Annotated in this window: 26 protein-coding genes; 25 read left to right on the plus strand and 1 reads right to left on the minus strand. The window is 42.8% G+C overall.

Annotated features, from left to right (window positions below):
• Positions 1-39: 39 nt before the first annotated feature.
• From spoIIIAA to A8F95_RS02905, 24 genes are all read left to right on the plus strand, one after another.
• The gene (gene spoIIIAA / locus A8F95_RS02790; protein WP_065409126.1) at positions 40-966 is read left to right on the plus strand and encodes a stage III sporulation protein AA; all 927 of its coding nucleotides are present in this window, start codon (positions 40-42) and stop codon (positions 964-966) included.
• Entirely contained in the window at positions 963-1475 is a 513-nt protein-coding gene (gene spoIIIAB / locus A8F95_RS02795; RefSeq protein WP_065409127.1) for a stage III sporulation protein SpoIIIAB, read from the plus strand. Before spoIIIAA ends, spoIIIAB begins: the two co-directional genes overlap by 4 nt.
• A gap of 17 nt (positions 1476-1492) precedes the next feature.
• Positions 1493-1696, plus strand: a complete 204-nt coding sequence (spoIIIAC, locus tag A8F95_RS02800; RefSeq protein ID WP_065409128.1) for a stage III sporulation protein AC — start codon at positions 1493-1495, stop codon at positions 1694-1696.
• A gap of 15 nt (positions 1697-1711) precedes the next feature.
• Positions 1712-2104: a stage III sporulation protein AD gene (gene spoIIIAD / locus A8F95_RS02805; protein ID WP_269429938.1), complete on the plus strand. Its 393-nt coding sequence runs from the start codon at positions 1712-1714 to the stop codon at positions 2102-2104.
• Between the two features lie 75 nt (positions 2105-2179).
• Positions 2180-3388: a stage III sporulation protein AE gene (gene spoIIIAE, locus A8F95_RS02810; protein WP_065409129.1), complete on the plus strand. Its 1209-nt coding sequence runs from the start codon at positions 2180-2182 to the stop codon at positions 3386-3388.
• A 17-nt stretch (positions 3389-3405) separates the two neighbouring features.
• A complete protein-coding gene (gene spoIIIAF, locus A8F95_RS02815; RefSeq protein WP_065409130.1) occupies positions 3406-4017 on the plus strand; it encodes a stage III sporulation protein AF in 612 nt (203 codons plus the stop codon).
• Positions 4010-4642, plus strand: a complete 633-nt coding sequence (spoIIIAG, locus tag A8F95_RS02820; protein ID WP_065409131.1) for a stage III sporulation protein AG — start codon at positions 4010-4012, stop codon at positions 4640-4642. The genes spoIIIAF and spoIIIAG overlap by 8 nt, the downstream gene beginning before the upstream one ends.
• Positions 4643-5233, plus strand: a complete 591-nt coding sequence (locus A8F95_RS02825; RefSeq protein ID WP_049663114.1) for a SpoIIIAH-like family protein — start codon at positions 4643-4645, stop codon at positions 5231-5233.
• Positions 5234-5484: 251 nt separating this feature from the next.
• Positions 5485-5985 (plus strand): acetyl-CoA carboxylase biotin carboxyl carrier protein, encoded by a 501-nt coding sequence (gene accB, locus A8F95_RS02830; RefSeq protein ID WP_065409132.1) that lies wholly within the window; start codon positions 5485-5487, stop codon positions 5983-5985.
• A gap of 13 nt (positions 5986-5998) precedes the next feature.
• Positions 5999-7357 carry an acetyl-CoA carboxylase biotin carboxylase subunit gene (gene accC, locus A8F95_RS02835; protein WP_065409133.1) on the plus strand — a complete coding sequence of 453 codons (1359 nt, stop codon included), beginning with the start codon at positions 5999-6001 and terminating at the stop codon, positions 7355-7357.
• Between the two features lie 42 nt (positions 7358-7399).
• On the plus strand, positions 7400-7783 hold the full coding sequence (locus A8F95_RS02840; RefSeq protein ID WP_049666602.1) for an Asp23/Gls24 family envelope stress response protein: 384 nt from the start codon (positions 7400-7402) through the stop codon (positions 7781-7783).
• Between the two features lie 136 nt (positions 7784-7919).
• A complete protein-coding gene (gene nusB, locus A8F95_RS02845; RefSeq protein WP_065409134.1) occupies positions 7920-8306 on the plus strand; it encodes a transcription antitermination factor NusB in 387 nt (128 codons plus the stop codon).
• A 28-nt stretch (positions 8307-8334) separates the two neighbouring features.
• Positions 8335-9198: a bifunctional methylenetetrahydrofolate dehydrogenase/methenyltetrahydrofolate cyclohydrolase FolD gene (gene folD, locus A8F95_RS02850; protein WP_065409135.1), complete on the plus strand. Its 864-nt coding sequence runs from the start codon at positions 8335-8337 to the stop codon at positions 9196-9198.
• Positions 9199-9280: 82 nt separating this feature from the next.
• Positions 9281-10636 carry an exodeoxyribonuclease VII large subunit gene (gene xseA, locus A8F95_RS02855; RefSeq protein WP_065409136.1) on the plus strand — a complete coding sequence of 452 codons (1356 nt, stop codon included), beginning with the start codon at positions 9281-9283 and terminating at the stop codon, positions 10634-10636.
• Positions 10626-10853 (plus strand): exodeoxyribonuclease VII small subunit, encoded by a 228-nt coding sequence (xseB, locus tag A8F95_RS02860; protein WP_065409137.1) that lies wholly within the window; start codon positions 10626-10628, stop codon positions 10851-10853. Before xseA ends, xseB begins: the two co-directional genes overlap by 11 nt.
• Positions 10854-10855: 2 nt before the next feature.
• Positions 10856-11740 carry a polyprenyl synthetase family protein gene (locus tag A8F95_RS02865; RefSeq protein ID WP_065409138.1) on the plus strand — a complete coding sequence of 295 codons (885 nt, stop codon included), beginning with the start codon at positions 10856-10858 and terminating at the stop codon, positions 11738-11740.
• Positions 11741-11966: 226 nt separating this feature from the next.
• Positions 11967-13859, plus strand: coding sequence for a 1-deoxy-D-xylulose-5-phosphate synthase (gene dxs / locus A8F95_RS02870; RefSeq protein ID WP_065409139.1), 1893 nt, complete (start codon positions 11967-11969; stop codon positions 13857-13859).
• Between the two features lie 2 nt (positions 13860-13861).
• The gene (locus A8F95_RS02875; protein WP_065409140.1) at positions 13862-14704 is read left to right on the plus strand and encodes a TlyA family RNA methyltransferase; all 843 of its coding nucleotides are present in this window, start codon (positions 13862-13864) and stop codon (positions 14702-14704) included.
• Positions 14705-14987: 283 nt separating this feature from the next.
• Complete coding sequence (ahrC, locus tag A8F95_RS02880; protein WP_049663093.1) at positions 14988-15437, plus strand: transcriptional regulator AhrC/ArgR; 450 nt, start codon at positions 14988-14990, stop codon at positions 15435-15437.
• Positions 15438-15454: 17 nt separating this feature from the next.
• Positions 15455-17164, plus strand: a complete 1710-nt coding sequence (gene recN, locus A8F95_RS02885; RefSeq protein WP_065409141.1) for a DNA repair protein RecN — start codon at positions 15455-15457, stop codon at positions 17162-17164.
• Between the two features lie 211 nt (positions 17165-17375).
• On the plus strand, positions 17376-18065 hold the full coding sequence (locus A8F95_RS02890) for an MgtC/SapB family protein (protein WP_065409142.1): 690 nt from the start codon (positions 17376-17378) through the stop codon (positions 18063-18065).
• A gap of 201 nt (positions 18066-18266) precedes the next feature.
• A complete protein-coding gene (spoIVB, locus tag A8F95_RS02895) occupies positions 18267-19472 on the plus strand; it encodes a SpoIVB peptidase (RefSeq protein WP_065409143.1) in 1206 nt (401 codons plus the stop codon).
• Between the two features lie 186 nt (positions 19473-19658).
• Positions 19659-20447: a sporulation transcription factor Spo0A gene (gene spo0A / locus A8F95_RS02900; protein ID WP_065409144.1), complete on the plus strand. Its 789-nt coding sequence runs from the start codon at positions 19659-19661 to the stop codon at positions 20445-20447.
• Between the two features lie 87 nt (positions 20448-20534).
• Complete coding sequence (locus A8F95_RS02905) at positions 20535-21269, plus strand: glycerophosphodiester phosphodiesterase (protein ID WP_065409145.1); 735 nt, start codon at positions 20535-20537, stop codon at positions 21267-21269.
• A gap of 51 nt (positions 21270-21320) precedes the next feature.
• Here the strand turns inward: A8F95_RS02905 and A8F95_RS02910 are convergent, their stop codons facing one another.
• A complete protein-coding gene (locus A8F95_RS02910) occupies positions 21321-21557 on the minus strand; it encodes a DUF2627 domain-containing protein (RefSeq protein ID WP_049663083.1) in 237 nt (78 codons plus the stop codon).
• A gap of 132 nt (positions 21558-21689) precedes the next feature.
• Here A8F95_RS02910 and A8F95_RS02915 point away from each other — a divergent pair, with 132 nt between their 5' ends.
• Positions 21690-23750, plus strand: coding sequence for a sigma-54 interaction domain-containing protein (locus A8F95_RS02915; RefSeq protein WP_065409146.1), 2061 nt, complete (start codon positions 21690-21692; stop codon positions 23748-23750).
• Positions 23751-23848: the final 98 nt, after the last annotated feature.

Genomic DNA, 23848 nt, shown 5'->3' on the forward strand with positions numbered 1-23848 from the left:
ACATTGAATAAAAAGGAGGAGAAAAAGGAGGAAGCGCCTATGGAAACGATATATGCTTATTTGCCGCAAACATTGAAGGAAACCATCAATGCCATGCCATCCGAACTGAAAAGTCAAATTGAAGAAATCAGGGTGCGCATCGGCAAGCCGATCGAAGTGATTGCTGGTCGCCCTTTTCACTTGTCTCATATAGTTACTCTTGAAGAAGGACAAGCTCTTGTTAATAAACTGAGTCAGCATTCTTTTTACGCGCTGGATGAAGAGTTAAGATGCGGCTATTTAACGATCGAGGGAGGTCATCGCGTTGGCTTGGCAGGAAAGGTCATTCTCGAAGAGGGAAAAGTAAAAGCGTTACGCTACCTTTCTTCTTTTAATTTAAGGATCGCCAGGGAAAAGCCGGGTGTTTGTTATCCGCTCATCCCCTGGCTTTTTGAGGGAAAGTGGAAAAATACATTAATTATTGGAGCGCCACAAACGGGAAAAACAACATTGCTTCGGGATTTAGCAAGAACAGCCGCCACAGGGACCGGGATCAAGCAAAAGGATATAGCGCCTGTAAAAGTAGGCATTGTAGATGAACGTTCAGAAATTGCCGGTTGTGTAAAAGGAATTCCACAGCTTGATATCGGGCTGCGAACGGATATCCTGGATGCCTGTCCGAAAGCAGAGGGAATGATGATGATGATTCGTTCGATGAGTCCCGACGTATTGGTGGCCGATGAAATAGGCAGAGTGGAGGATGGACAGGCTGTAGCGGAAGCGATTAATGCGGGCATTACCTTAATCGCCACCGCTCACGGGTCCAGCTACAGTGAAGTCGTTCGCCGGCCGATCGTGCAGGCTATGATAGAAAGTGGAGCATTTGAGCGATTCATCGAACTTTCTTCTGAAAAAGGAGTAAGGTCGTTTAAAGTGCTTGATCAATCTGGGCAGGAATTAATGTCTCCGGCAAGGATGGGACAATGAAGTGGATAGGAGCGCTGCTTATACTATTTTCTTCTTTTTGCATCGGTATGGAGCAGTCGAAAAAATTAGGTGACAGGCCAAAGCAAATCCGTTTCATTCGCTCTGCCTTGCAAACACTAGAAGCCGAGATCGTATATGGGTTTACTCCCTTACACGAATCAGCCAGAAAGCTGTCTGAACGGCTGCCGCCGCCGATAAATGAATTGTTTGCTTTATTTAGCGAGCTGTTAACATCGACAGAATTGGATGCAAAGGAAGCATGGAAAAAGAGTTTGGCGGCTATTTGGCCTAAAACAGCCTTAATGGAAAGCGAACGAGCGATCCTTTTAGAATTTGGAGAAACGGTTGGCAAGCATGATCGTAAGACCGAGCAGAAACAAATTCTTGTCACGCTGAAGCATTTGGAGCGTCAGGAAGAAGAAGCCTATGAAAAGCAAAAAAGATACGGGAAAATGCTGAGAAGTTTGAGTGTAATGGGCGGTCTGTTAATCGTGCTTCTGCTGTTTTAGCAGAAAGGAGGAAGAAAATGGGCATTGAGGTGGAAATGATTTTTAAAATTGCCGGTGTCGGTTTAGTCGTCGCATTCCTCCATACGATTCTCGAACAGGTAGGAAAGAAAGAATATGCCCAATGGGTGACGCTGCTGGGTTTCGTCTATATTTTATTTTTGATCGTTTCCATCATAGAGGAATTGTTTGACAAGATTAGGGAAGTATTTTTATTTCACTGACGGGAGAGGAGAACCATTGAAATTATCCAAGTAGCTGCTGTTGTTCTTGTGACAGTTTTTTTGGCTCTTCTCTTACAGGAACAACAGCCGATCTTCGCTTTTTTACTCGTAATGTTTGTTGGAAGCGGGTTATTTTTATTTTTAGCTGACAGGATTGCTGAGATCATTCTGATGATTAAAAAGCTGGCCGCACAGGCTGAAGTGGAGTTTGTGTATGTAGAAACGATTTTAAAAATCATTGGTATTTCTTATATTGCTGAGTTTGCATCCCAAATTACGAAAGATGCCGGGCAGGAAGCGTTAGCCGCTAAAATGGAGCTCGCGGGAAAGGTCATTATTTTATCGATGGCGATCCCGATTTTAACGATTTTGATAGAAACGATTTTAACGATGCTTCCAGGAAAATAGGTTAGCCGAAAGCTGCTCTAAAGCTATTTAACTATATTTTCCACCAGGAAGCAGCAACAGGCAGAGAAGAGAGGGATGGAGGAAGGCGGTGAAACGATGCGGCTCTGTCAAAAAATCGCTTTACTGTTTCTGGTGCTTTTTCTCCCTGCCGCTGCTTCCGTGCAGGCAGAACAGGAAGAAAAGGAAAGTCCGGATATTGGAGCGGTCGCTGAAGAACAGCTTGGGCAGCTTGGCATGAATGATCTGTCTGTCTATTGGGATCAGCTTTTAAAAACATACGGACAATATTTACCCGAAACAGAACGGCAGCCGCTCACAGATCTTTTCAAAGAGGGACAAGCCTTTTCTTTCAGCACTTGGGCGAAAGGGCTGTTGAGCTTTGTTTTCCACGAACTGTATGCGAATGGAAAACTGCTTGGCACCCTTATTCTTTTAACCGTCTTTTCTGTTTTTTTGCAAATTCTCCAAAATGCCTTTGAGCAGGGAACTGTCGGCAAAACAGCCTATAGCGTCGTGCTGATCGTGCTGCTTATTTTGGCGCTAAACAGCTTTCGGCTGGCAATGGAGTATGCGACAGAGGCGGTTGACCAAATGATCCAGTTTTTATTGGCGCTCATGCCGATTTTGCTGGCACTCTTAGCTTCAACAGGGGGAGCTATTTCAGCTACTGTTTTTCATCCATTTCTGCTGTTTTTAATGAATATTAGCGGACTGGTCATTCAAAAGGTAGTGTTACCGCTATTATTTTTCTCTACCTTATTGAGTGTTGTTAGTTTGTTTTCTACTCATTATAAAGCTACGAAGCTGGCTGACTTGCTTCGTCATTGGAGTGTTGGACTCTTAAGTGCTTTCATGGCGATCTATTTAGCGATTGTATCCATTCAGGGATCGGCAGCAGCAGTAGCAGATGGTTTAGCTATCCGGACAGCTAAATTTTTTGCCGGAAACTTTATTCCGGTTGTTGGAAAGATGTTTACGGAAGCGGCAGATACTGTGATGAGCGCTTCTCTGCTTTTAAAAAACACGATTGGAATTGCAGGGGCCGGAATTTTGCTGCTTATCGTCGCTTTTCCAGCCTTAAAAATTTTTGCACTTGTCTTAGTGTATAAGATTGCTGGTGCTATTTTACAGCCGCTTGGCGATGAAACGATCACAGAGTGCCTGGAGATTATCGGCAAAAATATGACCTATGTGTTTGCAGCGTTGGTGATTGTTTCTTTTATGTTTCTTTTATCTATCGTTATTTTGGTCGCTGCTAGTAATGTGACGATGATGATTCGTTGAAGAAGGGAACGAGCTTCATGAGTTTTTTTACTAATTGGTTAGAAAGTATCATTGCTTTTCTTTTACTGGCTGCCGTGGTGGATTTGCTTCTGCCTTCTAATCGCTTTCAGCAGTATGCCAAAGTGGTAATTGGACTGCTTTTATTGTTTGTTATGCTGCAGCCGATATGGAAAATACTTTCTGTCAATATCGAAGAAAAGCTTGCGGGATGGGCAGATAGCACGATAACGGATCAGCAGGCGGCTACAGCAGCTATCAGTAAACAGAGTAGCCTAGAATCCTCTAAGGAACTATTTATTTTAAAAGAAAGCGAACAGCAGCTGCAAGCACTTGTCGAAAATGATCTTAAACAAACGTTTCACAAAGAGATCGTGGACATCAATATTCAAGTGGAAAAATGGGAGAATTCCTTGCCAAAAAACATTGAGCGCATTGACGTCTATATGGCCCCAGTTTCGGATCGTGCGGGCAAAGAGTATGTCAAAGAAATTAGCATTGACGCTTCTAAGCAGACAGAGCCGGGGCAAAAAGAAGAGAGAGAGTTAGCTTCTTTTCTCTCAAAAAAGTGGAATATTCCAACAGAGCAATTGAATATTCATATGGTAGAGGAGGGGGACAGCCTTGGTTGACCGTAAAAGCCGCTTTAAGTGGCTGCAATCCTTAATCCCATCTAAAAAAAGCGGAGAGGAGAAAACAGCTAACAAGGCAAAGTGGATGGCCATTGCCGCCATTATCGGCATTAGTTTTATGCTTTTAAGTGATTTAAAGGATAGGAAAGAAATAAACGCTGTCCTCCCGCAAGACTCTTCTGAGGAGGGGAATAAACAAGCCGCGTCTACACCGGATGATTTTGAAGCCGCCTATGAGAGAGAGCTTACCGCTGCTTTAGAGCAAATCGCTGGTGTCAGCAATGTGACAGTCGTTGTCACGATCGAAGCGTCTGAGAGAAAGGTATTTGAGAAGAATACAGCTGTTAAAACCCAGGAAACGAAGGAGCAGGACAAGAGAGGGGGAGAACGCACGATTACAGACCAGACAAGAGATGAAAATTTGGTAATGGTAAAAGAGGATGGTGGGGAAGCGCCGGTTATTCTAGAAATGAAAAAGCCTGATATTCGCGGTGTACTTGTTGTGGCTGAAGGAGCTGAAAACATTCAAGTGAAAAAGTGGATCATTGAATCCGTAACAAGGGTGTTAAATGTGCCAAGTCATCGTGTGGCAGTCATGCCGAAAAAACCAAAGGAGGATGCTTAAATGCTATTAAAAAAACAAACTGTCTGGCTGCTGACAATGCTAAGCCTAGTTGTTGTTCTATCAGTCTACTATATTACCTCGCCGGAGCAGCTGTCGCCGGAGACAGCTTCACCTGTGGAAGAGGGAGAGTTAACGACTGAAGTGATGGAGAAAAAAGTAGACGGCAGTCAAACGGCTGTGAAAGAAACGAAGAATGCAGCAGGAGATAAGCAGACAGCTATTATTACAGAATCGGCTGGTGATGAAGCGTTTGATATGCTTCGCATGGAAATGGAGGATGACCGCAACAAGATGAAAGAGGAGTTGACAGCGAAAGTAGCATCGGCTGAATTATCAGCAGAAGATAAAAATGCAGCCTATGAAGAAATGGAGAAGCTGACAGAACTAGCGACAAAAGAAAATTTATTGGAGACACTCATTAAGTCCAAAGGATATTCAGATGCTCTCGTCCGGGCAGATGGAGAGAATGTTCGGATTACAGTTAAGTCCAATGAGCATTCAGCGGCCGCGGCCAATGATATTATTCGGCTAGTAAGGGACGAGCTTGGTAAGCAGCAGCCGGTCGCTGTTGAGTTCCAGCCGGTTAAGTAAAGACGAACCTAATCTGTTTTTTACTCATCAAAAGAACTCCTGTTAGGACTGGCAGTGATCAGTTTTGGCAGGAGTTTTTTTATCAAAGAGCTTTTTGTTTTTTCTAAAAGTAAGATTTTTTATTTCATCTTTTTAAAAAAAGGGCTAAAATGAACAATACAAGCTTCAATTAACTTTTCAGTTGAAGTTCCGCTAGATATTATCGTAAGATATTAGTATCTAGTCATAATCTTTCAAGGGGTGTCCAATGAATGAAAGTACAGGAAATTAGAGAAATTATTAAGCTTGTTGACCAATCGTCAATTGAAGAGTTTGTATTTGAATCTGAAGGCAGCAAAGTAGAAATCAAGAAACATTCAGGCGTTACATATTCAGCTGCGCCACAGATAGCTCCTGTACAAGAGCCCGTAGCCGCTCCTGTACAAGCTGCTCCGCCTGCGCCAGCAGTAGCACCGGTTGTTCAGGAAGCACCAGTACAAGAAGCTCCAAAGCCAGCTGCTGCAGATCAAAACTTACATAAAATCACTTCTCCTATGGTAGGAACATTTTATCAATCGCCTTCTCCAGATGCCGAGGCTTATGTAAAAGCAGGATCAAAAGTTTCAACAGATACAGTCGTATGTATTGTAGAGGCTATGAAGCTGTTCAATGAAATTGAAGCGGAAGTAGACGGAGAAATTGTAGAGGTTCTTGTAAAGGACGGCCAGCTAGTAGAGTATGGACAGCCGTTATTTTTAGTGAAACCTCAATAAGGGAGAGAGCGGAATGATTAAGAAGTTATTAATTGCCAACCGCGGCGAAATTGCAGTACGGATCATCCGTGCCTGTAAAGAACTCGATGTGGAAACGGTAGCGGTGTATTCTGAAGCCGATAAGGAAGCTCTCCATGTTCAGCTTGCTGATGAAGCGTACTGTATTGGGCCGACAGCTTCTAAAGACAGCTATTTGAATTTCACGAATATTATTAGCGTGGCTAAGCTAACGAATTGTGATGCCATTCATCCGGGATATGGCTTTTTGGCAGAAAATGCGGACTTTGCTGAGCTATGCCGTGAATGTAACATTATTTTTGTTGGTCCGTCACCAGAAGCCATTACTCAAATGGGAACGAAAGATGTAGCACGCGAGACGATGAAAAAAGCTGGCGTGCCGATTGTGCCAGGTTCACCTGGAATCATTCCATCGATCGAAGACGGTCTTTCAATCGCTGCTGATATTGGTTATCCTGTCATTATTAAAGCAACGGCAGGCGGCGGCGGAAAAGGAATCCGTGTAGCACGAAATGAAGAAGAGCTGAAAAAAGGCATTAACATGACTCAGCAGGAAGCGGCTACTGCATTCGGAAATCCTGGTGTATATTTAGAAAAATTCATTGAAGATTTTCGTCATGTAGAAATTCAAGTAGTTGCCGATACGTATGGCCACGTGATTCATCTTGGAGAACGTGACTGTACGATTCAGCGTCGTATGCAAAAATTGCTCGAAGAAACACCTTCACCGGCATTAGACGCCAAAACCCGCGAGGAAATGGGAAATGCCGCTGTTAAAGCAGCACAAGCTGTTAATTATACAGGGGCAGGAACGGTGGAATTCATTTATGACTACCAGGAAAGAAAATTCTACTTCATGGAAATGAATACCCGTATTCAAGTAGAACATCCTGTAACTGAAATGGTAACGGGCGTGGATTTGATTAAAGAACAAATCCGAATTGCGTCAGGAGAAGAGTTGTCTTTGACACAGGAAGAGGTAGAATTTACAGGCTGGTCGATCGAATGCCGTATTAATGCCGAGAACCCTGAGAAGAACTTCATGCCTTCTCCAGGAAGAATTACAGATTATATGCCGCCGGGTGGTTTCGGTGTCCGTGTGGATTCTGCTGCCTACCCAGGGTACATGATTCCGCCATACTATGATTCCATGATCGCTAAATTAATCACCTATGGTGCAACTCGTGAAGAAGCGATTGCCCGTATGAAAAGAGCGTTGAGTGAGTTTGTGATTGAAGGTATCCATACGACGATTCCATTCCACTTAAGATTGCTTGAGCATGATCAGTTTGTTGAAGGAGAATTTAATACGAAGTTTCTTGAAAAGTATGATGTAATGAAAACGGAGGTGTAAAGAGTGGCAGAAAACAATCAAGCAGCAAATCAAGTACTAGAAATGAGCAATGGCGATAACGGCCTTGGCAAAATCGAAATTGCACCAGAAGTGATTGAAGTGATTGCCGGTATTGCCGCTTCAGAAGTGGAAGGCGTGGAGAAAATGCGTGGAAGCTTCGCATCTGGTGTAGTAGAACGCCTCGGCAAGAAAAATCACGGGAAAGGTGTCCGTGTAGATTTAACAGAAGAAGGCATCAAAATCGATGTATACTGTGTGATTGCCTTTGGAGTGTCTATTCCAAGCGTGGCACAAAAAATTCAGGACAGCATCCGCCAAGCGCTGTTAAACATGACAGCATTAGAAGCGGAAGAAGTCAATATTCACGTAGTGGGTGTCCAATTCGATACAAAAAATACTGAAAGCGATTTCGCTTCAGAAGTGTAAGCAGAAAACCAAAGGGCTTTCCCCCTTTGGTTTTTTTCTATGGCAGGTTTTTTCAGAAGAAGATGGATTTCCTTTGAATATGTGCTATTATCTTTTTATAATGCAGAAAAAGGCTAAATAAAGGAGTATACAATACATGAAAAGACGTACAGCACGTGAAAAAAGCCTGCAGGCACTTTACCAAATGGATGTAAGCGGCGCAGAACCGGAAGAAGCAATTGCCAACGTTTTAGGAGAAGAGGCAGCTGACGAATATTTAAGTAAAAGTGTAAAAGGGACTTTTGAACATCTGGAAGAAATTGATGCGACAATCAAAGCGCATTTAGAAAAATGGTCCTTTGACCGTTTAGCTAGAGTGGACCGGAATATTCTGCGGCTTGCTGTGTTTGAAATGAAATACGGAGATGACGTGCCAGTAAAAGTCGCTATCAATGAAGCGATCGAGCTTGCTAAACAATTTAGTGACGAGCAAGCGGGCAAATTCATCAATGGTGTACTATCAAGAATTCAGGAATCTTTGTAAAAGAGTCAAGAACGAAGGGGGAAAAATAATGGCAGCTGCTATTATCGATGGCAAAGCAATTGCACAAGATATTCGCACAGAATTAAAAAAAGAAATTGAGAAATTAAAAGCAAATGGTGTTACACCCGGCTTGGCAGTCATTTTGGTGGGAGATGACCAGGCCTCTCATACATATGTACGTAACAAGGACAAAGCATGTGCTGAAGTGGGGATTCATTCTGAGATTTACCGTTATCCGGCAGACTTATCTGAAGAGGTGCTTTTACAAAAGGTTGCTGAGTTAAATGAGGATCCGGCTATTCACGGAATTCTTGTGCAGCTTCCTTTACCAGCCCATTTGTCTGAAGATAAGGTCATTGATGCAATTTCTCCAGAGAAGGATGTAGATGGTTTCCATCCAGTTAATGTTGGGAAAATGGCGATCGGCAAAGAAGCCTTTTATTCGTGTACGCCGTACGGCATTATCAAAATGCTTGAAAGAGAAAATATTTCTCTAGAAGGCAAGCATGTTGTCGTTGTAGGGCGGAGCAACATTGTCGGCAAGCCGGCAGCTCTATTATCGTTAAAAGAAAGTGCAACGGTCACGGTTTGCCATTCAAAAACAAAGGATCTTTCTGCTTTTACTAGACAAGCAGACGTCGTCATTGCGGCAGTCGGAAAAGCGAAATTCCTGAAAAAAGACGACTTCAAGCCAGGAGCGATCATTATTGATGTCGGCATGAATCGAGATGAAAATGGCAAGCTGTGCGGCGACGTAGACTTTGAAAGCGCGAAAGAAACAGCCGCTGCGATTACGCCAGTACCGGGCGGTGTCGGTCCGATGACCATTACGATGCTGCTTTACAATACAGTACAGTCAGCGAAACAAAAAGCACAACAGGCTGTTAAATAATCTTTCTATAAAAAGCTGTCTCCTAATCATGTTATAATGAGGGGGCAGCTTTTTAGCTTGACCGGAAAAGGTGGAATGAAAAATGGAAGTCGAACGCTATTTAACCGTTAAAGCACTGACAAAATACATAAAGAGAAAATTCGATGCGGATCCTCATTTAACGAATGTGTATGTTAAAGGGGAGATTTCCAATTTTAAAAGTCATTCAAGCGGCCATATGTATTTTACGCTAAAAGACGATAAAGCACGTATTCTAGCCGTTATGTTTTCCTCTGCTAATCGGTCGCTTAAATTCCAGCCAGAGAACGGCATGCAAGTACTTGTTACAGGAGACATTACCGTCTATGAAGGCGGCGGGCAATATCAAATTTATGTGAAATCCATGCAGCCAGACGGCATCGGCAGTTTATACCTTGCTTTTGAGCAGTTAAAAACGAAGCTTGCGAAAGAAGGGCTTTTTGACGAAAATAGAAAAAGACCGCTGCCCGTCTACCCAAAAACGATTGGGATTGTTACCTCGCCAACAGGGGCGGCCGTCCGGGATATTATTACAACAATTAAGCGCCGTTATCCAGTGGCGGAAATGCTCATTTATCCAGCTCTTGTACAGGGGGCAAATGCCGCGCCGTCCATCGTCGCGGCGCTCGAGCGGGCTAACAAAGATGAACGGGCGGATGTGCTCATCGTTGGCCGCGGCGGGGGCTCCATTGAAGAATTGTGGGCTTTCAATGAAGAAGCAGTAGCAAGGGCCATTAATTTCTCGGTGATTCCTGTTATTTCAGCCGTCGGCCATGAGACAGATATTACAATAGCTGATTTTGCCGCCGACAAGAGAGCGCCCACGCCGACGGCTGGTGCTGAAATGGCTGTTCCGCATCTAGAAGAGGTGCTGGAAAAGGTGTTTGTCCGAAAAACGAGATTGATTCGGGCGATATCGGAGAAAATCAGGCGCGAGAGAAAGCGGTATGAAAGTGCGAGAAATGCGTACATTCTCCGCAATCCACACGCTTTGTACAGACAGCAGCAGGAGCGGCTTGACCGTTTAACGGAGATGCTTGAAAGAGGACAATTCCTATATATAAAAAATACCGCAGCGAAAATCAATGACTTAACAGAGAGACTGCGCCGAAGTCATCCAGAGAGAAAGATGAAGGAGGCGAAGCAGCAAATCAGCCGTTTAGACGCTTCTCTTAATCGGGAGATTGGCCTGCTTTTGCGAAACAAGAAAGAAGATCTTCGCCAGCATCTTTCCATGCTTGATGCCTTGAGTCCGTTAAAAATAATGGAACGGGGTTACAGCCTTGCTTACGATAAAGAAGAGAAGCTTGTGAAATCAAGTAAGGAAGTACAGGTGGGAGAACAGGTGAAAGTGCAGCTGGCTGATGGCCATCTTATGTGTCAAGTTGAATCAATTGAGGTGAAAAAGAATGGAGAATAAAGAGATCACGTTTGAAGAAGCAATGGACAAGCTGGAGTCTATCATCATGAAGCTGGAAGAGGGAGATGTGCCATTAGAAAAAGCTTTAAGCCTTTATCAAAAAGGCATGGAGCTATCCGGCTTTTGCCATACTTTGCTGAGCCAGGCAGAAGAACAGTTAGCAAAATTAATAACGGATGATGGCGAAAAAGAGTTTTCTATTGACGAGGGGGAATGAAGATGACAGCTACACTATCTGCTTTTATGAAGGAATATAAAGAAGTTTTAGAAAGAGAATTAAAAGAATTGGTAGCGGCCTTACAAGCGCCAGCTGTATTGAAAGAAGCGATGGATTATTCACTGCAGGCAGGAGGAAAGCGGATTCGTCCAATGTTGATTTTTGCGACGCTTGCTTCTTTTGAAAAAAACCCCCGCATCGGTCTTGCAGCAGCGTCTGCACTTGAAATGATTCATACGTATTCCCTTATCCATGACGATTTGCCGAGCATGGATGATGACGACCTTAGAAGAGGACAGCCGACGAATCATAAGGTATTTGGAGAGGCTGCTGCTATTTTAGCAGGAGATGCCTTATTAACGTATGCTTTTCAAGTCATCGCTCAGGACGAAAGCTATTCAAACGAAGAAAAAGTCGTGTTAATGAAATGGTTAGCAGAAGCAGCCGGACCTGAGGGAATGGTGGGCGGCCAAATGGCTGATATTGAAGGAGAACAGAAAGAGTTAACGCTTTCTGAACTGGAATATATCCATAAAAACAAGACCGGCCGTTTGCTTGCTTACAGTGTGATGGCTGGAGCTTTGCTTGCTGGCGCCACTGAGGAACAGCTGAAGTACTTTGAACAATATGCCTTTCACATTGGACTTGCCTTTCAAATCCAAGATGATATTTTAGATGTGGAAGGTTCAGAAGAAAAGCTCGGCAAACGGGTTGGCAGCGATTCGGCTAATCATAAAAGCACTTATCCGTCTTTACTTACAATGGAAGGGGCAAAAGCACAATTAGCTCAACATGCCAATTTGGCACGCGAAGCCCTTCTTCAAACAAAGGCAGAATCTGCTCTCCTTCTAGATCTTGTTGATTTAATTGCGACACGTGATCAATAAGAAAATTGACTAAAATTGTTGTGGATTGTTCTGTGTGATATAATAACAGTATTATTTTGATGGAATCGCCGTTATCACGCGCTGTGTTAGCGGCTATTTTTTCAAAGCAGTCCATATAAAAAGCTGGTTGAAGCTGTCTGTTTTTCAGGTGAAAAGTTGTGTAAAATAATGATCGCGTTATAATAAAGAAAGTGAAATGACACAGTTATGAAAGTGAGTGATCCGATTGGATCTGTTATCTATTAAAAGTCCTGCCTTTTTAAAGAGCATGACGATTGATGAATTAAATGAGTTAAGCATGGACATTCGACAATTTTTGATCGAAAATTTGTCAAGAACGGGCGGCCATATTGGTCCTAATCTTGGAGTTGTTGAGCTGACTGTTGCGCTGCATCGCTGTTTCAACAGCCCGCAAGATAAAATTATATGGGATGTCGGCCACCAATCTTATGTCCATAAAATATTAACTGGACGGGCAGGCCAATTTGAAACGCTCCGTCAATACAAAGGGTTATGCGGTTTCCCTAAAATGGCGGAAAGTGAGCATGATGTATGGGAGACTGGCCACAGCTCTACGTCTTTATCGGCAGCAATGGGAATGGCCATCGCTCGAGATCTAAAAAAAGAACAATCTTATATTGTACCTGTCATTGGTGATGGAGCCTTAACTGGTGGAATGGCGCTGGAAGCTCTTAACCACATTGGTCACGAAAAGAAGAACATGATCGTCATTTTAAATGATAATGAAATGTCGATTGCTCCGAATGTAGGGGCGCTTCACAGCATACTTGGCCGTCTGCGGACTGCTGGCAAGTACAATTGGGTGAAAGATGAGCTAGAAGGTCTATTGAAAAAAATTCCGGCAGTCGGCGGGAAAATGGCGCAAACGGCTGAGCGTTTAAAAGACAGTTTAAAGTATTTACTCGTTTCCGGCATGTTCTTTGAAGAGCTTGGGTTTACCTATCTTGGTCCGATTGATGGACATAACTATGAAGAATTATTGGAAAATCTGCAATATGCCAAGAAGACAGAAGGCCCAGTCTTATTGCATGTTTTAACTAAAAAAGGAAAGGGATACGGCCCGGCCGAACTCGATACAAAGGGAACCTGGCATGGGACTGGTCCATATAAAATAGATACTGGCGATTTAATTAAACCAGTTGGACAACCGCCTGCTTGGAGCGCCCTTGTCAGTGAGACGGTGAGACGGATTGCTCGTACAGATGATCGGGTTGTGGCGATTACGCCAGCAATGCCTGTTGGATCTAAATTATTAGGATTCGCTGAAGAGTTCCCTGACCGGATGTTTGATGTCGGGATTGCCGAGCAGCATGCCGCTACTGTCGCTGCTGGATTAGCTACCCAAGGAATGAAGCCGTTTCTTGCGATTTACTCTACGTTTTTACAGCGGGCGTATGACCAAGTTGTCCATGATATTTGCCGCCCAAATTTAAATGTGTTTATCGGTATTGACCGGGCAGGACTTGTGGGAGCGGATGGAGAAACGCATCAAGGCGTATTTGATATTGCTTTTTTGCGGCACATACCAAACATGGTACTGATGATGCCGAAAGATGAGAATGAAGGCCAGCATATGGTCAATACAGCAATCCAGTACGACGATGGACCAATTGCTATGCGTTTCCCACGCGGCAATGGATCGGGAGTAGCAATGGACGAAGAGCTGAAGCAAATTCCGATCGGCTCATGGGAAGTGCTGCGGGAAGGCACAGACGCAGCGATCCTGACTTTTGGCACGACCATTCCGATGGCAATGAAAGCAGCCGCACTTGCGGAGAAACAGGGATTATCCATTAAGGTTGTCAATGCTCGTTTTATCAAACCGCTTGATGAAGCGATGCTAATGGCTATTTTGGAAGCCAATATGCCGATTCTAACGATTGAAGAAGCTGTTCTGCAAGGAGGCTTCGGGAGCGCGGTGCTTGAATTTGCCCATGATCACGGTTTTTACGGGCATGTCATCGACCGTATGGGGATTCCGGATTGCTTTATTGAGCATGGCAGCGTCAATGCGTTACTTGATGAAATCGGATTAACAGAAGAGACGGCTGTACGTAAGTTAACAGCGATGACACCAAAAAAACAGAAAAGAGCATAAGTATGAAAGCGAAAAAAGAACGTATTGATGTGCTGCTCGTGGAGAGAGGCCTTATTGAGACAAGAGAGAAAGCAAAGCGTGCTGTTATGGCAGGTCTTGTTTATTCTAACGAAGAAAGACTTGATAAGCCTGGTGAAAAAATCTCCTCCGATGCTCCTCTGCAAATAAAAGGCAATATGCTTCCTTATGTAAGCCGCGGCGGCTTGAAGCTGGAAAAAGCATTAAAAGTCTTTGATCTCGATATTAAAGATAAAATTATGCTTGATATTGGCTCGTCGACCGGTGGATTTACTGATTGTGCCTTGCAAAATGGAGTAAAGCTATCTTATGCGCTTGATGTCGGATATAACCAACTAGCATGGAAGCTTCGTCAGGATGAGCGGGTTGTAGTGATGGAACGGACAAACTTCCGCTACGTCACGCCAGAGGATCTCAAGGAGGGGGCTCCTGAGTTTGCCACCATTGATGTATCCTTTATCTCGCTTTCGCTCATTTTGCCTGTCTTAAAAACGCTGCTCGTACCCGGAAGCGATACGGTAGCGCTCATTAAACCGCAATTTGAAGCAGGAAAAGAGCAGGTTGGCAAAAAGGGAATTGTCCGGGATCCGGCTATTCACAAGGAAGTAGTAGAAAAAATTATCAATTTGTCGATCGGGCTTGGCTATGACGTCAAAAACCTTTCCTTTTCACCGATTACCGGCGGCGATGGCAATATTGAATTTTTGATTCACTTGACTTGGCCGCAAGCAGATTCGATAGTAGGACAGAACTTTTTAGAGGTGACGGTGGAGTCAGTTGTACAGGCTGCTCATTCCGAACTAAAGCAAGTTAAAAAAACGAATTAGTTGCATTAGAAAACTGGTCAGGAGTTTCTGGCCAGTTTTCTCATTTAAGAGAAGCGCTCAGTGAATAAGGTGTGTTGCATTTTTAAATAATTTATTGATTCTCTTAAAGACGAATGTGTTTTTTTAACAGTTGGTTGTAACGAAAAGCAATAGCTGTCTATAGGAGGAGTCTGTTGAATAGATTTAATTATCTGAAAAGTCTTGAACACTATACATTAGTGGGTAAATAAGATAAAATGTCGTATATTCAGGTATATTTATACGATCTATGAGGTGATGAACGATGAATAAAGGACAACGTCACATTAAAATAAGAGAAATTATTGCCAATAATGAAATAGAAACACAGGATGAATTAGTTGATTATTTAAAAGAACTCGGTTACAACGTTACGCAAGCAACCATCTCCCGCGATATTAAAGAATTGCACTTAGTAAAAGTCCCATTAATGGACGGCCGTTATAAATATAGCCTGCCGGCGGATCAGCGCTTTAACCCTTTGCAAAAACTGAAGCGCACACTTGTAGATTCTTTCGTCAGCATCGATTCTGCCGGACATTTTGTTATTATGAAAACACTTCCGGGCAACGCCCAAGCAGTGGGGGCGTTAATTGATAACTTAGATTGGGAAGAGATAATGGGCACTATTTGTGGTGATGATACGTGTTTGCTTATTTGCCGCGCTCCCGAGCATACGTCTGTCATTTCGGAACGTTTTTTAGAAATGCTTTGATTTGAGGTGAACTGACTTTGCTACAGGAATTGTCTATACGCAACTTTGCGATTATTGAGGAACTTCACGTATCACTAGAAAGAGGACTGACTGTACTTACGGGTGAAACAGGTGCAGGGAAGTCCATCATTATTGATGCGGTTCACTTGCTCGTTGGCGGCCGCGGTTCATCGGAATTTGTTCGCCACGGAGAAAAAAAAGCCGAAATAGAAGGAATGTTTCAAATTGATAGCCCGGATCATCCTTGTTTGAAGAAGGCGCAAGAATTTGGCATTGATGTGGAAGAAGAAACGATCATCATTCGCCGCGAGATTTCGGCAAATGGCAAGAGCGTGTGCCGTATCAACGGAAAGCTTGTCACAATTGGCATTTTACGTGAAATCGGGTCAGCTCTTGTTGACATTCATGGACAGCATGAACACCAAGAATTAATGGATGCCAGTCAGCACCTGCGTTTACTTGATCATTTTGGCGGAACGGAAGTGCTAGCTGCCAAAGGGAGCTATGCCGAAGTATATAAGCGATATGAACAAACAGCGAAGTCCATCAGCCAGTTGAGTGAGAATGAACAGCAAATGGCTCACCGCCTCGATTTAATTCAGTTTCAGCTCTCTGAAATTCAGAAAGCAGAATTGCAATTGCATGAAGACGAAGAGTTGTTAGAAGAGAAACGAAAGCTTAGCAACTTCGAGAAACTATACGAATCCGTTCAAAATGCGGCCAACGCACTGCAAGGAGAAGGAAGAGGGCTGGATTGGATCGGATTGGCGATGACGCAGCTAGAAGCAGCCGCCGAAATTGATGAATCTTACAAGTCGGTTTATGAGGCTGTCTCCGAAAGTTTTTACGTACTGGAAGATGCAGCCCGGCATGCAGGCTCTGCGTTAGATAGCTTAGAATTTGATCCAAATCGCCTTAATATTATTGAAACGAGATTGAATGAGATCAATCAATTGAAAAGAAAATACGGCGGCTCTATTGAAGAAATTTTAGAATACGGAGCCAAAATTGAAGAGGAAATTGAGACGCTAACGAATCGGGAAACCCATATTGAAAAGCTGTACAAAGAGCTTTCTGCCTACGAAAAAGATTTACTGCTGGAAGGAGAACAGCTGAGTTGTTTAAGACAGGAGGCAGCCAAAAAGTTAACGGATGCTATCCATTTGGAGCTTAAGCAATTATATATGGACAAGACGGTTTTTGAGATCCAGTTTGCAACGTTGGAGGAGAGTGGTGGAGACCGAACAAAGCCCTTTAAAAAAGACGGACTGGATGAAGTAGAATTTTACATTTCCACCAATCCAGGAGAACCAGTTAAACCGCTTTCGAAAGTAGCATCTGGCGGAGAATTGTCACGGATTATGCTGGCTATGAAGACGATTTTTTCTCAGCATCAAGGGATTACTTCCATCATCTTTGATGAGGTTGACACTGGTGTAAGCGGCCGTGTTGCCCAGGCGATTGGCGAAAAAATTTATGAGGTCGCCATCCATTCGCAAGTACTCTGTATTTCTCACTTGCCGCAGGTGGCAGCCATGGCGGATACCCATTTGTATATTTCAAAGGTAATGAAAGATGGGCGGACAAGAACAGTAGTGGAGCCGTTGGAAAATGCAGCCAAGGTCCGGGAGATTGGCCGGATGATTTCTGGAGTGGAAATGACGGATTTAACGAAGCAGCATGCAAAAGAGCTGTTAGACCTCGCCGCTTCCTTAAAGGAGACGTGAATAACCGCTTTTAGGCTGTTAACCAAGTCCTTAACCGTACACTTAAAGAGGGAGATGCTAAAATCTTCTTTTTGACAATTTCAAAGCTGCTTTTGCAGCTTTTTTCTATATTTTTATAAATGATCCGATATAATTGGATTAAAAAACGGCAGAGAAGGTTATTAAAAAATCGAATGGATTACGGTCGTGTTCGCAAAGGAGAAGGGGAGATATGTCTATCGAAGTCAGTGATTTTATTTTTAATCTGGGTGTTGCTACTATCTTATCTATGATCATTGGTTTAGAGCGGGAAATTAAGAAAAAGCCCATTGGTTTGAAAACGTGTGTTGTCATTGGGATCACGAGCTGTTTGCTTACAGATGTTTCGATTGATGCAGCTAACCACTTTGCGATCCCGTACGAAAAACCAATGGACCCACTTCGGCTGGCCGCCCAAATTGTATCAGGAATTGGATTTTTAGGAGCAGGAGTTATTCTTAGAAGAAATAATGATATTATTTCGGGGCTGACGACTGCTGCCATTGTTTGGGGAGCGGGGGCCATTGGAATCGCTTGTGGGGCTGGCTTTTGGATGGAAGCAATTATTTCCACTTGTTTAATTATCATTAGTGTAGAAATATTTCCAATTATATTTAAGTGGATTGGACCTAAGGCTTTAACAGAGAAGCAATTAAAGGTAAAAATCATAGTAGATAATGATGAAAAAATGACGGAAATATTAAAGCAAATGAAACAAAAAGGCATGAAAGCAAGCAAAGTCCGCATCAAGGATGTACAGGAAGGGACTTTGCAGCAAATGGATCTAACTATTTTAGTTAATGAAAAATTATATGCAACAGATGTCTACTATGAATTAAAACAAATTAAACATGTAATTAGCGTTGAAATGGAAGCACTTTAACGAGCTTTCTTTACTGCATACCATTCGGTCATGCTTGATCTTATCTATATTTTCCTGCAGCCTGCCTTATGCAGGCTGTTTTTATTGTCATTCACATCCAACTGTGGGCAGCTTTTTACGTAATAATTGAGGCCTCTCAAGGAAAAAGTATAAATACGGCCAGCAAGTCAGGCTCGATTAGAAGCGAGGAGAGTGAACGGTTTGAACAAGTATCTATTCAATACAATCACTGGTGGAATTCTCCTTGTTTCTTTTGTAGTATGTTTAATTTTTTCTTCTTTTATTAACAATGCTTATGCAATAGACATAAGTCGTTCAGAAACCGAAAAAACGTCAGTGGCAACGGGACGTACATTTCATAATAAAGACGAACTATTGCAGTTGGCTGGTTTTCCAGGGGAAAATGAAAAAGCTGTCGCTGCTCGTGAAATCCGTGTCATACCAGGAGGACAGTCGATCGGTATTAAGCTGAATACATTCGGTGTTCTTGTAGTTGGCCACCACCTGGTTGAAACTGCGGGCGGAAAGCAGTCGCCCGGAGAAAAGGCTGGCATTAGAGTTGGTGATATGATCACGGAAATTAACGGGAAAAGAATTGAGAAAATGCAGGACATTAGTGCGTTTGTTCAACGGGCGGGACAAGAGGCTGAACCGCTTCAGATGACGATACGCCGAAATCAAAAAATGGTGCACACGGAGTTACAACCATTAAAGGATAAAAATGAACAATCGTTTAAAATTGGTCTGTACATTCGTGATTCAGCATCAGGTATTGGTACACTTACCTTTGTCGAACCGCGATCACAAAAATATGGAGCGCTTGGCCATGTCATTGCCGATGCAGATACAAAAAAACCAATCATTGTTCAAGGTGGAGAAATTGTAAAATCGAAAGTCACTTCCATTGAAAAAGGACGCAATGGTAACCCTGGAGAAAAGCTGGCCCAGTTTTCAACGGGCCAGAAAAAGCTGGGTGATATTAAGAGGAACAGTCCGTACGGTATATTTGGCCGCTTAAATGAGCCGCTTTCTGATAATTTGGCAAAAAAGTCTTATCCAGTTGCTTTATCCCATGAAGTGAAGGAAGGGCCTGCCAAGATTCTAACGGTTATTAACGGGGAAAAGGTGGAATGGTACGATATCGAAATCGTTAGCACCATTCCTCAAAAGTACCCGGCGACAAAAGGAATGGTTTTAAAAGTAACAGACAAGAGACTGCTTGACAAAACAGGGGGAATAGTTCAAGGGATGAGCGGAAGTCCGATTATCCAAAATGGAAAAATCATTGGTGCTGTTACTCACGTATTTGTGAATGATCCTACGTCAGGATATGGAGTGCACATTGAATGGATGCTTAATGAGGCAGGCATTTCGTTAACTGAGACAGAAAAGAGTGAAGCGAGTTAAACAAGCGGATGATTCCGCTTGTTTTTTTATCGGTGAAACTGGAAGAAATTCGTCGAAAATAAAGGAATATCAACGAAAAAAATATATATTATTAAAATTTAAAGGAAATCATTTCCCTTTGTCGAAAAAACTATTAGAATAAATGTACACTTGCGAGAGAGCAAACGGATGGGGAGGAAATAAACGATGACTAAAATAAAAGTAGCTATTGTAGATGATAACCGAGATCTGGTGAATATGCTTGAGGAATATATTTCTTCTCAGGAAGACATGGAAGTGACAGGAAGAGCAAGCAATGGGCAAGATTGTTTAGAGATGCTGCCGGACGCACAGCCAGATGTATTGATTCTCGATATTATTATGCCACACGTAGATGGGTTAGCCGTATTGGAGCGGATGAGGGAGCTTGAGCTGGAGACCGTTCCGAATGTTATTATGCTGACAGCGTTTGGGCAGGAGGACGTAACTAAAAAAGCTGTAGAGCTTGGGGCCTCTTATTTTATGCTGAAGCCATTTGACATCGAAAGTCTCTTTAACCATATTCGTCAAGTGAGCGGGAAAGAAAATTCAATGATGCGGCGCTCGTCCCAAGAAATGTTGAAGCAGCCAGCAAAAAAAGCCATTAATTTAGATGCGAGCATTACAAGCATTATCCATGAGATTGGTGTCCCGGCGCATATTAAGGGGTATATGTATTTACGGGAAGCGATTTCAATGGTGTACAATGATATTGAACTGCTTGGTTCTATTACAAAAGTTCTTTATCCAGATATTGCTAAAAAATACAACACAACCGCCAGCCGTGTAGAACGGGCTATTCGCCATGCAATCGAAGTAGCATGGAGCCGCGGGAATATTGATTCGATTTCCAATTTGTTCGGCTACACAGTCTCTATGACAAAAGCGAAGCCGACAAATTCAGAATTTATTGCGATGGTCGCAGATAAGCTACGCCTTGAGCATAAAGCCTCTTGAAAAAGTAAGGAGGTTGACAAGACCGACCAGTAAAGCCGCCTGCTAGCTGTATACATAGCAGCATATATGGAAAAAGGATGTGTTTCTATGACTGCTATCTTTGCCCATCGCGGCTTTTCTGCGATAGCTCCGGAAAATACGTTAGCCGCTTTTCAAGCAGCAGAATCCGCAGGAGCCGATGGCATTGAATTGGATGTTCAGCTGACAAAAGATGGGCGTCTTGCTGTCATTCATGATGAAAAGCTTAACAGAACGACAAATGGACAGGGATACGTGAAAGATTGGGAATGGAAGGATTTATCGAAGCTGGAAGCAAAATATAAATTTCCAGAAGCAACGAGGGCTATTGGCATTCCGTCGTTAGAAGAGATCTTTGAATGGATGCGGGAAAATGAAATTATTTGCAACATTGAGCTAAAGAATAATGAGTTTCCTTATCCAGGTATGGAAGAAAAGGTCATTCGGCTGATTCGCCAATTTAATTACGAAGGCCGTGTGATTATTTCCTCATTTAATCATTACTCATTGACTTACGTATACCAGCTTGCACCGGATTTAGAAACGGCTGCTCTATACTCTTCTCATCTTTATATGCCTTGGAAATATGCAGAAGCGATTCGAGCGGGAGCGATTCACCCAAATATCCGCACAGTCAACCATAACATTATCCGTTCGTCTATTGAGCATGGCATTCAAATTCGTCCATATACGGTAAATAAAGAAAAGCAAGTCCGATGGCTGATTGAAGAAGGCTGCTCAGCCCTTATTACGGATGATCCAAAAATGGCTTTAGAAATCCGAGATAGCGTGTTAGATGTATAAAAAGCTCCTTATGCGTAACCTGCTGAAAACGCAGAAACGCACAAGGAGCTTTTACTTGTCTTTAAAGCGGTTTTGTACTTTATTGTTCTTTCGGTCTCTATAAAAAATAAAACCAGCAACAAATCCTAGTCCGCCAACAAACAGAACGAGGCCAACAAGGAACTGCAGCCAAAGGAAAGGGAATGGCGGCTGCAATATACCGAATAGCATATCTCTCATTAACTTTATGCCAAGCCCCGCCAAAAAGCCAGGAATCACTAAAACCAATAATGCCAGTAGTCGGATCATGTAGTTTTGCTCCTTCAATTGTTACTCACAAAAATCATATCTCACCTGAAAAATTTGTCAAGTTAGATTTACACGTATAAAATAAGAGTATGCAAGAATTTGCAGGCTGAAAGAAAGCGAGGGGATGGCTTCATGCAAACAGCTTTAATTATTGGCGGTGGGCAAGGCGGCCTTTCAGTTTTAAAAATCTTACAGAACAGCCAGATCATGAAGGTCATAGCGGTAGTAGATGTCAATGAGAAAGCATCAGCTCTTTGTCTGGCAAGGGAGATAGGAGTCCAAACCGGACAGGATTGGCGCTCCTTCATAGACAGGAAGCCGGATGTTATTATTGAAGTGACAGGCAACAGCCAGGTATTTGAAGCAGTGCGTCAATACGCTCCGGATGCTATTGTGATTCCAGGAAGTGTTGCTTATTTACTGGCGCAGCTTCTTCAGCAAAAAGAAGAATTGATTATGCAGCTGAAAAATCAGTCGTATCAGTATGATATTATATTTGAATCAATCGATGAAGGCATGATTGTCATCGATCATACAGAAAAAATCATTTTATTTAACAAAAGTGCCGAACGTATACTTAAGATTAAAAAGAGAGAGGCCATTGGACAACACGTTCAACAAATTATACCCAACAGCCGGCTGCCGGAAGTATTAAAAAGCAAGCAGACTGAAATAAACCGAGAACAACAACTTGCCAAAAATGAAAAAATTATCACTTCCCGCATCCCGATGATCACGACAGAAGGAAAAGTCATTGGGGCCTTTTCTATTTTTAAAGATATTACTGAAGTAGTAAATTTAGCTGAAGAGATCACGAATTTAAAAGAAATTCAAACGATGCTGAAAGCCATTATTTTTTCAAGTGATGATGCGATCTCCGTAGTTGACGAACAAGGCAGAGGGCTGCTCATTAATCCGGCTTATACAAGGTTAACCGGCCTTAGTGAAAAAGAAGTGATTGGAAAGCCGGCGACCATTGACATTTCAGAAGGCGACAGCGTGCATTTACAAGTACTTGCAAAGAAGCAGCCAGTGCGGGGGGTAAAAATGTACGTGGGACCGAAAAAAAAGGAAGTAGTCGTGAATGTAGCCCCTATTCTTGTAGATGATAAGCTAAAGGGCAGCGTCGGTGTTATTCATGACTTAACAGAAATTCAATCTTTAACAAAAGAACTTGACCGTGCGCGGCAAATCATTCGTACGCTCGAAGCCAAGTATACATTTGAGGAAATCATTGGCTGTTCTGAGGAAATGAAAATTGCCGTGGAACAAGCAAAAGCAGGGGCCAATACACCGGCAACTGTTTTATTAAGAGGAGAATCAGGAACAGGAAAAGAGTTGTTCGCTCATGCGATTCATAATGCGAGTGACCGCCGCTATAATAAATTTATTCGCGTGAATTGCGCAGCATTAACCGAATCGCTGCTAGAAAGTGAGCTGTTTGGTTATGAAGATGGAGCTTTTTCAGGTGCCCGCCGTGGCGGCAAAAGGGGATTATTTGAAGAAGCAAACAATGGCAGTATTTTTCTTGATGAAATTGGTGAATTAAGCGCCAATATGCAGGCAAAACTTTTACGTGTGCTGCAAGAACGGGAAATTGTTCGAGTAGGAGGAACAAAATCGATACCTGTCAATGTTCGCATCATTGCGGCTACGAACGTTAATCTTGAAAAAGCGATGACGGAGGGAACTTTTCGTGAAGACTTATATTACCGTCTCAATCGGATGCCGATACATATTCCTCCGCTCCGCAATCGGAAAGCAGATATTCCACTTTTGTGTGAGCGGCTCATTGCGAAGATCAACCAAGACTATGGAAGAACTGTGGAAGGAGTTACTCCCGAAGCGATGGAAAGATTAATGGGATATTCGTGGCCGGGGAACGTGCGTGAATTGGAGAATGTATTAGGAAGGGCAATGATTTTTTTAAACTATAGTGATCACTTTATTGATGCTGCAGCTCTCCCGCCACTTCTAAAAGGAGAAAAGGAAGTGAAGGGACTGACAGACGAACAGCCAAAGATAAAAAGACAGAATGGCCGCTCGCTGCAGGAAATGCTCGATCTATATGAAAAAGAAATTCTTCAATTGCGTTTAGCTGAACATAATGGAAATAAAACAGCCGCCGCGAGGGAATTAAAAATTTCTATTCGAAATTTGTATTACAAGCTGGAAAAGTACCAACTGCACTAAATTGCCTGCAAAAAATTGCGCAGTATGCAACTATCTGCAGAGAGTAAATTGGAAAATAAAGCGTTTTCATAAAGCGATTATTGGCATAGCAATTGCAT

The sequence above is a fragment of the Pseudobacillus wudalianchiensis genome (assembly GCF_001685015.1).
Classification (GTDB): domain Bacteria; phylum Bacillota; class Bacilli; order Bacillales; family Domibacillaceae; genus Pseudobacillus; species Pseudobacillus wudalianchiensis.

Excerpts from the sequence above, each read along its gene's own strand:
- xseA (WP_065409136.1), top strand. The coding sequence starts at position 9,281 with ATGGAAGTCGAACGCTATTTAACCGTTAAAGCACTGACAAAATACATA.
- ahrC (WP_049663093.1), top strand. The coding sequence starts at position 14,988 with ATGAATAAAGGACAACGTCACATTAAAATAAGAGAAATTATTGCCAAT.
- spoIIIAC (WP_065409128.1), top strand. The coding sequence starts at position 1,493 with ATGGGCATTGAGGTGGAAATGATTTTTAAAATTGCCGGTGTCGGTTTA.
- A8F95_RS02890 (WP_065409142.1), top strand. The coding sequence starts at position 17,376 with ATGTCTATCGAAGTCAGTGATTTTATTTTTAATCTGGGTGTTGCTACT.
- accB (WP_065409132.1), top strand. The coding sequence starts at position 5,485 with ATGAAAGTACAGGAAATTAGAGAAATTATTAAGCTTGTTGACCAATCG.
- A8F95_RS02915 (WP_065409146.1), top strand. The coding sequence starts at position 21,690 with ATGCAAACAGCTTTAATTATTGGCGGTGGGCAAGGCGGCCTTTCAGTT.
- spoIIIAF (WP_065409130.1), top strand. The coding sequence starts at position 3,406 with ATGAGTTTTTTTACTAATTGGTTAGAAAGTATCATTGCTTTTCTTTTA.
- accC (WP_065409133.1), top strand. The coding sequence starts at position 5,999 with ATGATTAAGAAGTTATTAATTGCCAACCGCGGCGAAATTGCAGTACGG.
- spoIIIAE (WP_065409129.1), top strand. The coding sequence starts at position 2,180 with ATGGAGGAAGGCGGTGAAACGATGCGGCTCTGTCAAAAAATCGCTTTA.
- A8F95_RS02840 (WP_049666602.1), top strand. The coding sequence starts at position 7,400 with ATGAGCAATGGCGATAACGGCCTTGGCAAAATCGAAATTGCACCAGAA.
- spoIIIAB (WP_065409127.1), top strand. The coding sequence starts at position 963 with ATGAAGTGGATAGGAGCGCTGCTTATACTATTTTCTTCTTTTTGCATC.
- spoIIIAA (WP_065409126.1), top strand. The coding sequence starts at position 40 with ATGGAAACGATATATGCTTATTTGCCGCAAACATTGAAGGAAACCATC.
- A8F95_RS02910 (WP_049663083.1), bottom strand. The coding sequence starts at position 21,557 with ATGATCCGACTACTGGCATTATTGGTTTTAGTGATTCCTGGCTTTTTG.
- A8F95_RS02825 (WP_049663114.1), top strand. The coding sequence starts at position 4,643 with ATGCTATTAAAAAAACAAACTGTCTGGCTGCTGACAATGCTAAGCCTA.
- A8F95_RS02905 (WP_065409145.1), top strand. The coding sequence starts at position 20,535 with ATGACTGCTATCTTTGCCCATCGCGGCTTTTCTGCGATAGCTCCGGAA.
- A8F95_RS02875 (WP_065409140.1), top strand. The coding sequence starts at position 13,862 with ATGAAAGCGAAAAAAGAACGTATTGATGTGCTGCTCGTGGAGAGAGGC.
- A8F95_RS02865 (WP_065409138.1), top strand. The coding sequence starts at position 10,856 with ATGACAGCTACACTATCTGCTTTTATGAAGGAATATAAAGAAGTTTTA.
- folD (WP_065409135.1), top strand. The coding sequence starts at position 8,335 with ATGGCAGCTGCTATTATCGATGGCAAAGCAATTGCACAAGATATTCGC.
- spo0A (WP_065409144.1), top strand. The coding sequence starts at position 19,659 with ATGACTAAAATAAAAGTAGCTATTGTAGATGATAACCGAGATCTGGTG.
- nusB (WP_065409134.1), top strand. The coding sequence starts at position 7,920 with ATGAAAAGACGTACAGCACGTGAAAAAAGCCTGCAGGCACTTTACCAA.
- xseB (WP_065409137.1), top strand. The coding sequence starts at position 10,626 with ATGGAGAATAAAGAGATCACGTTTGAAGAAGCAATGGACAAGCTGGAG.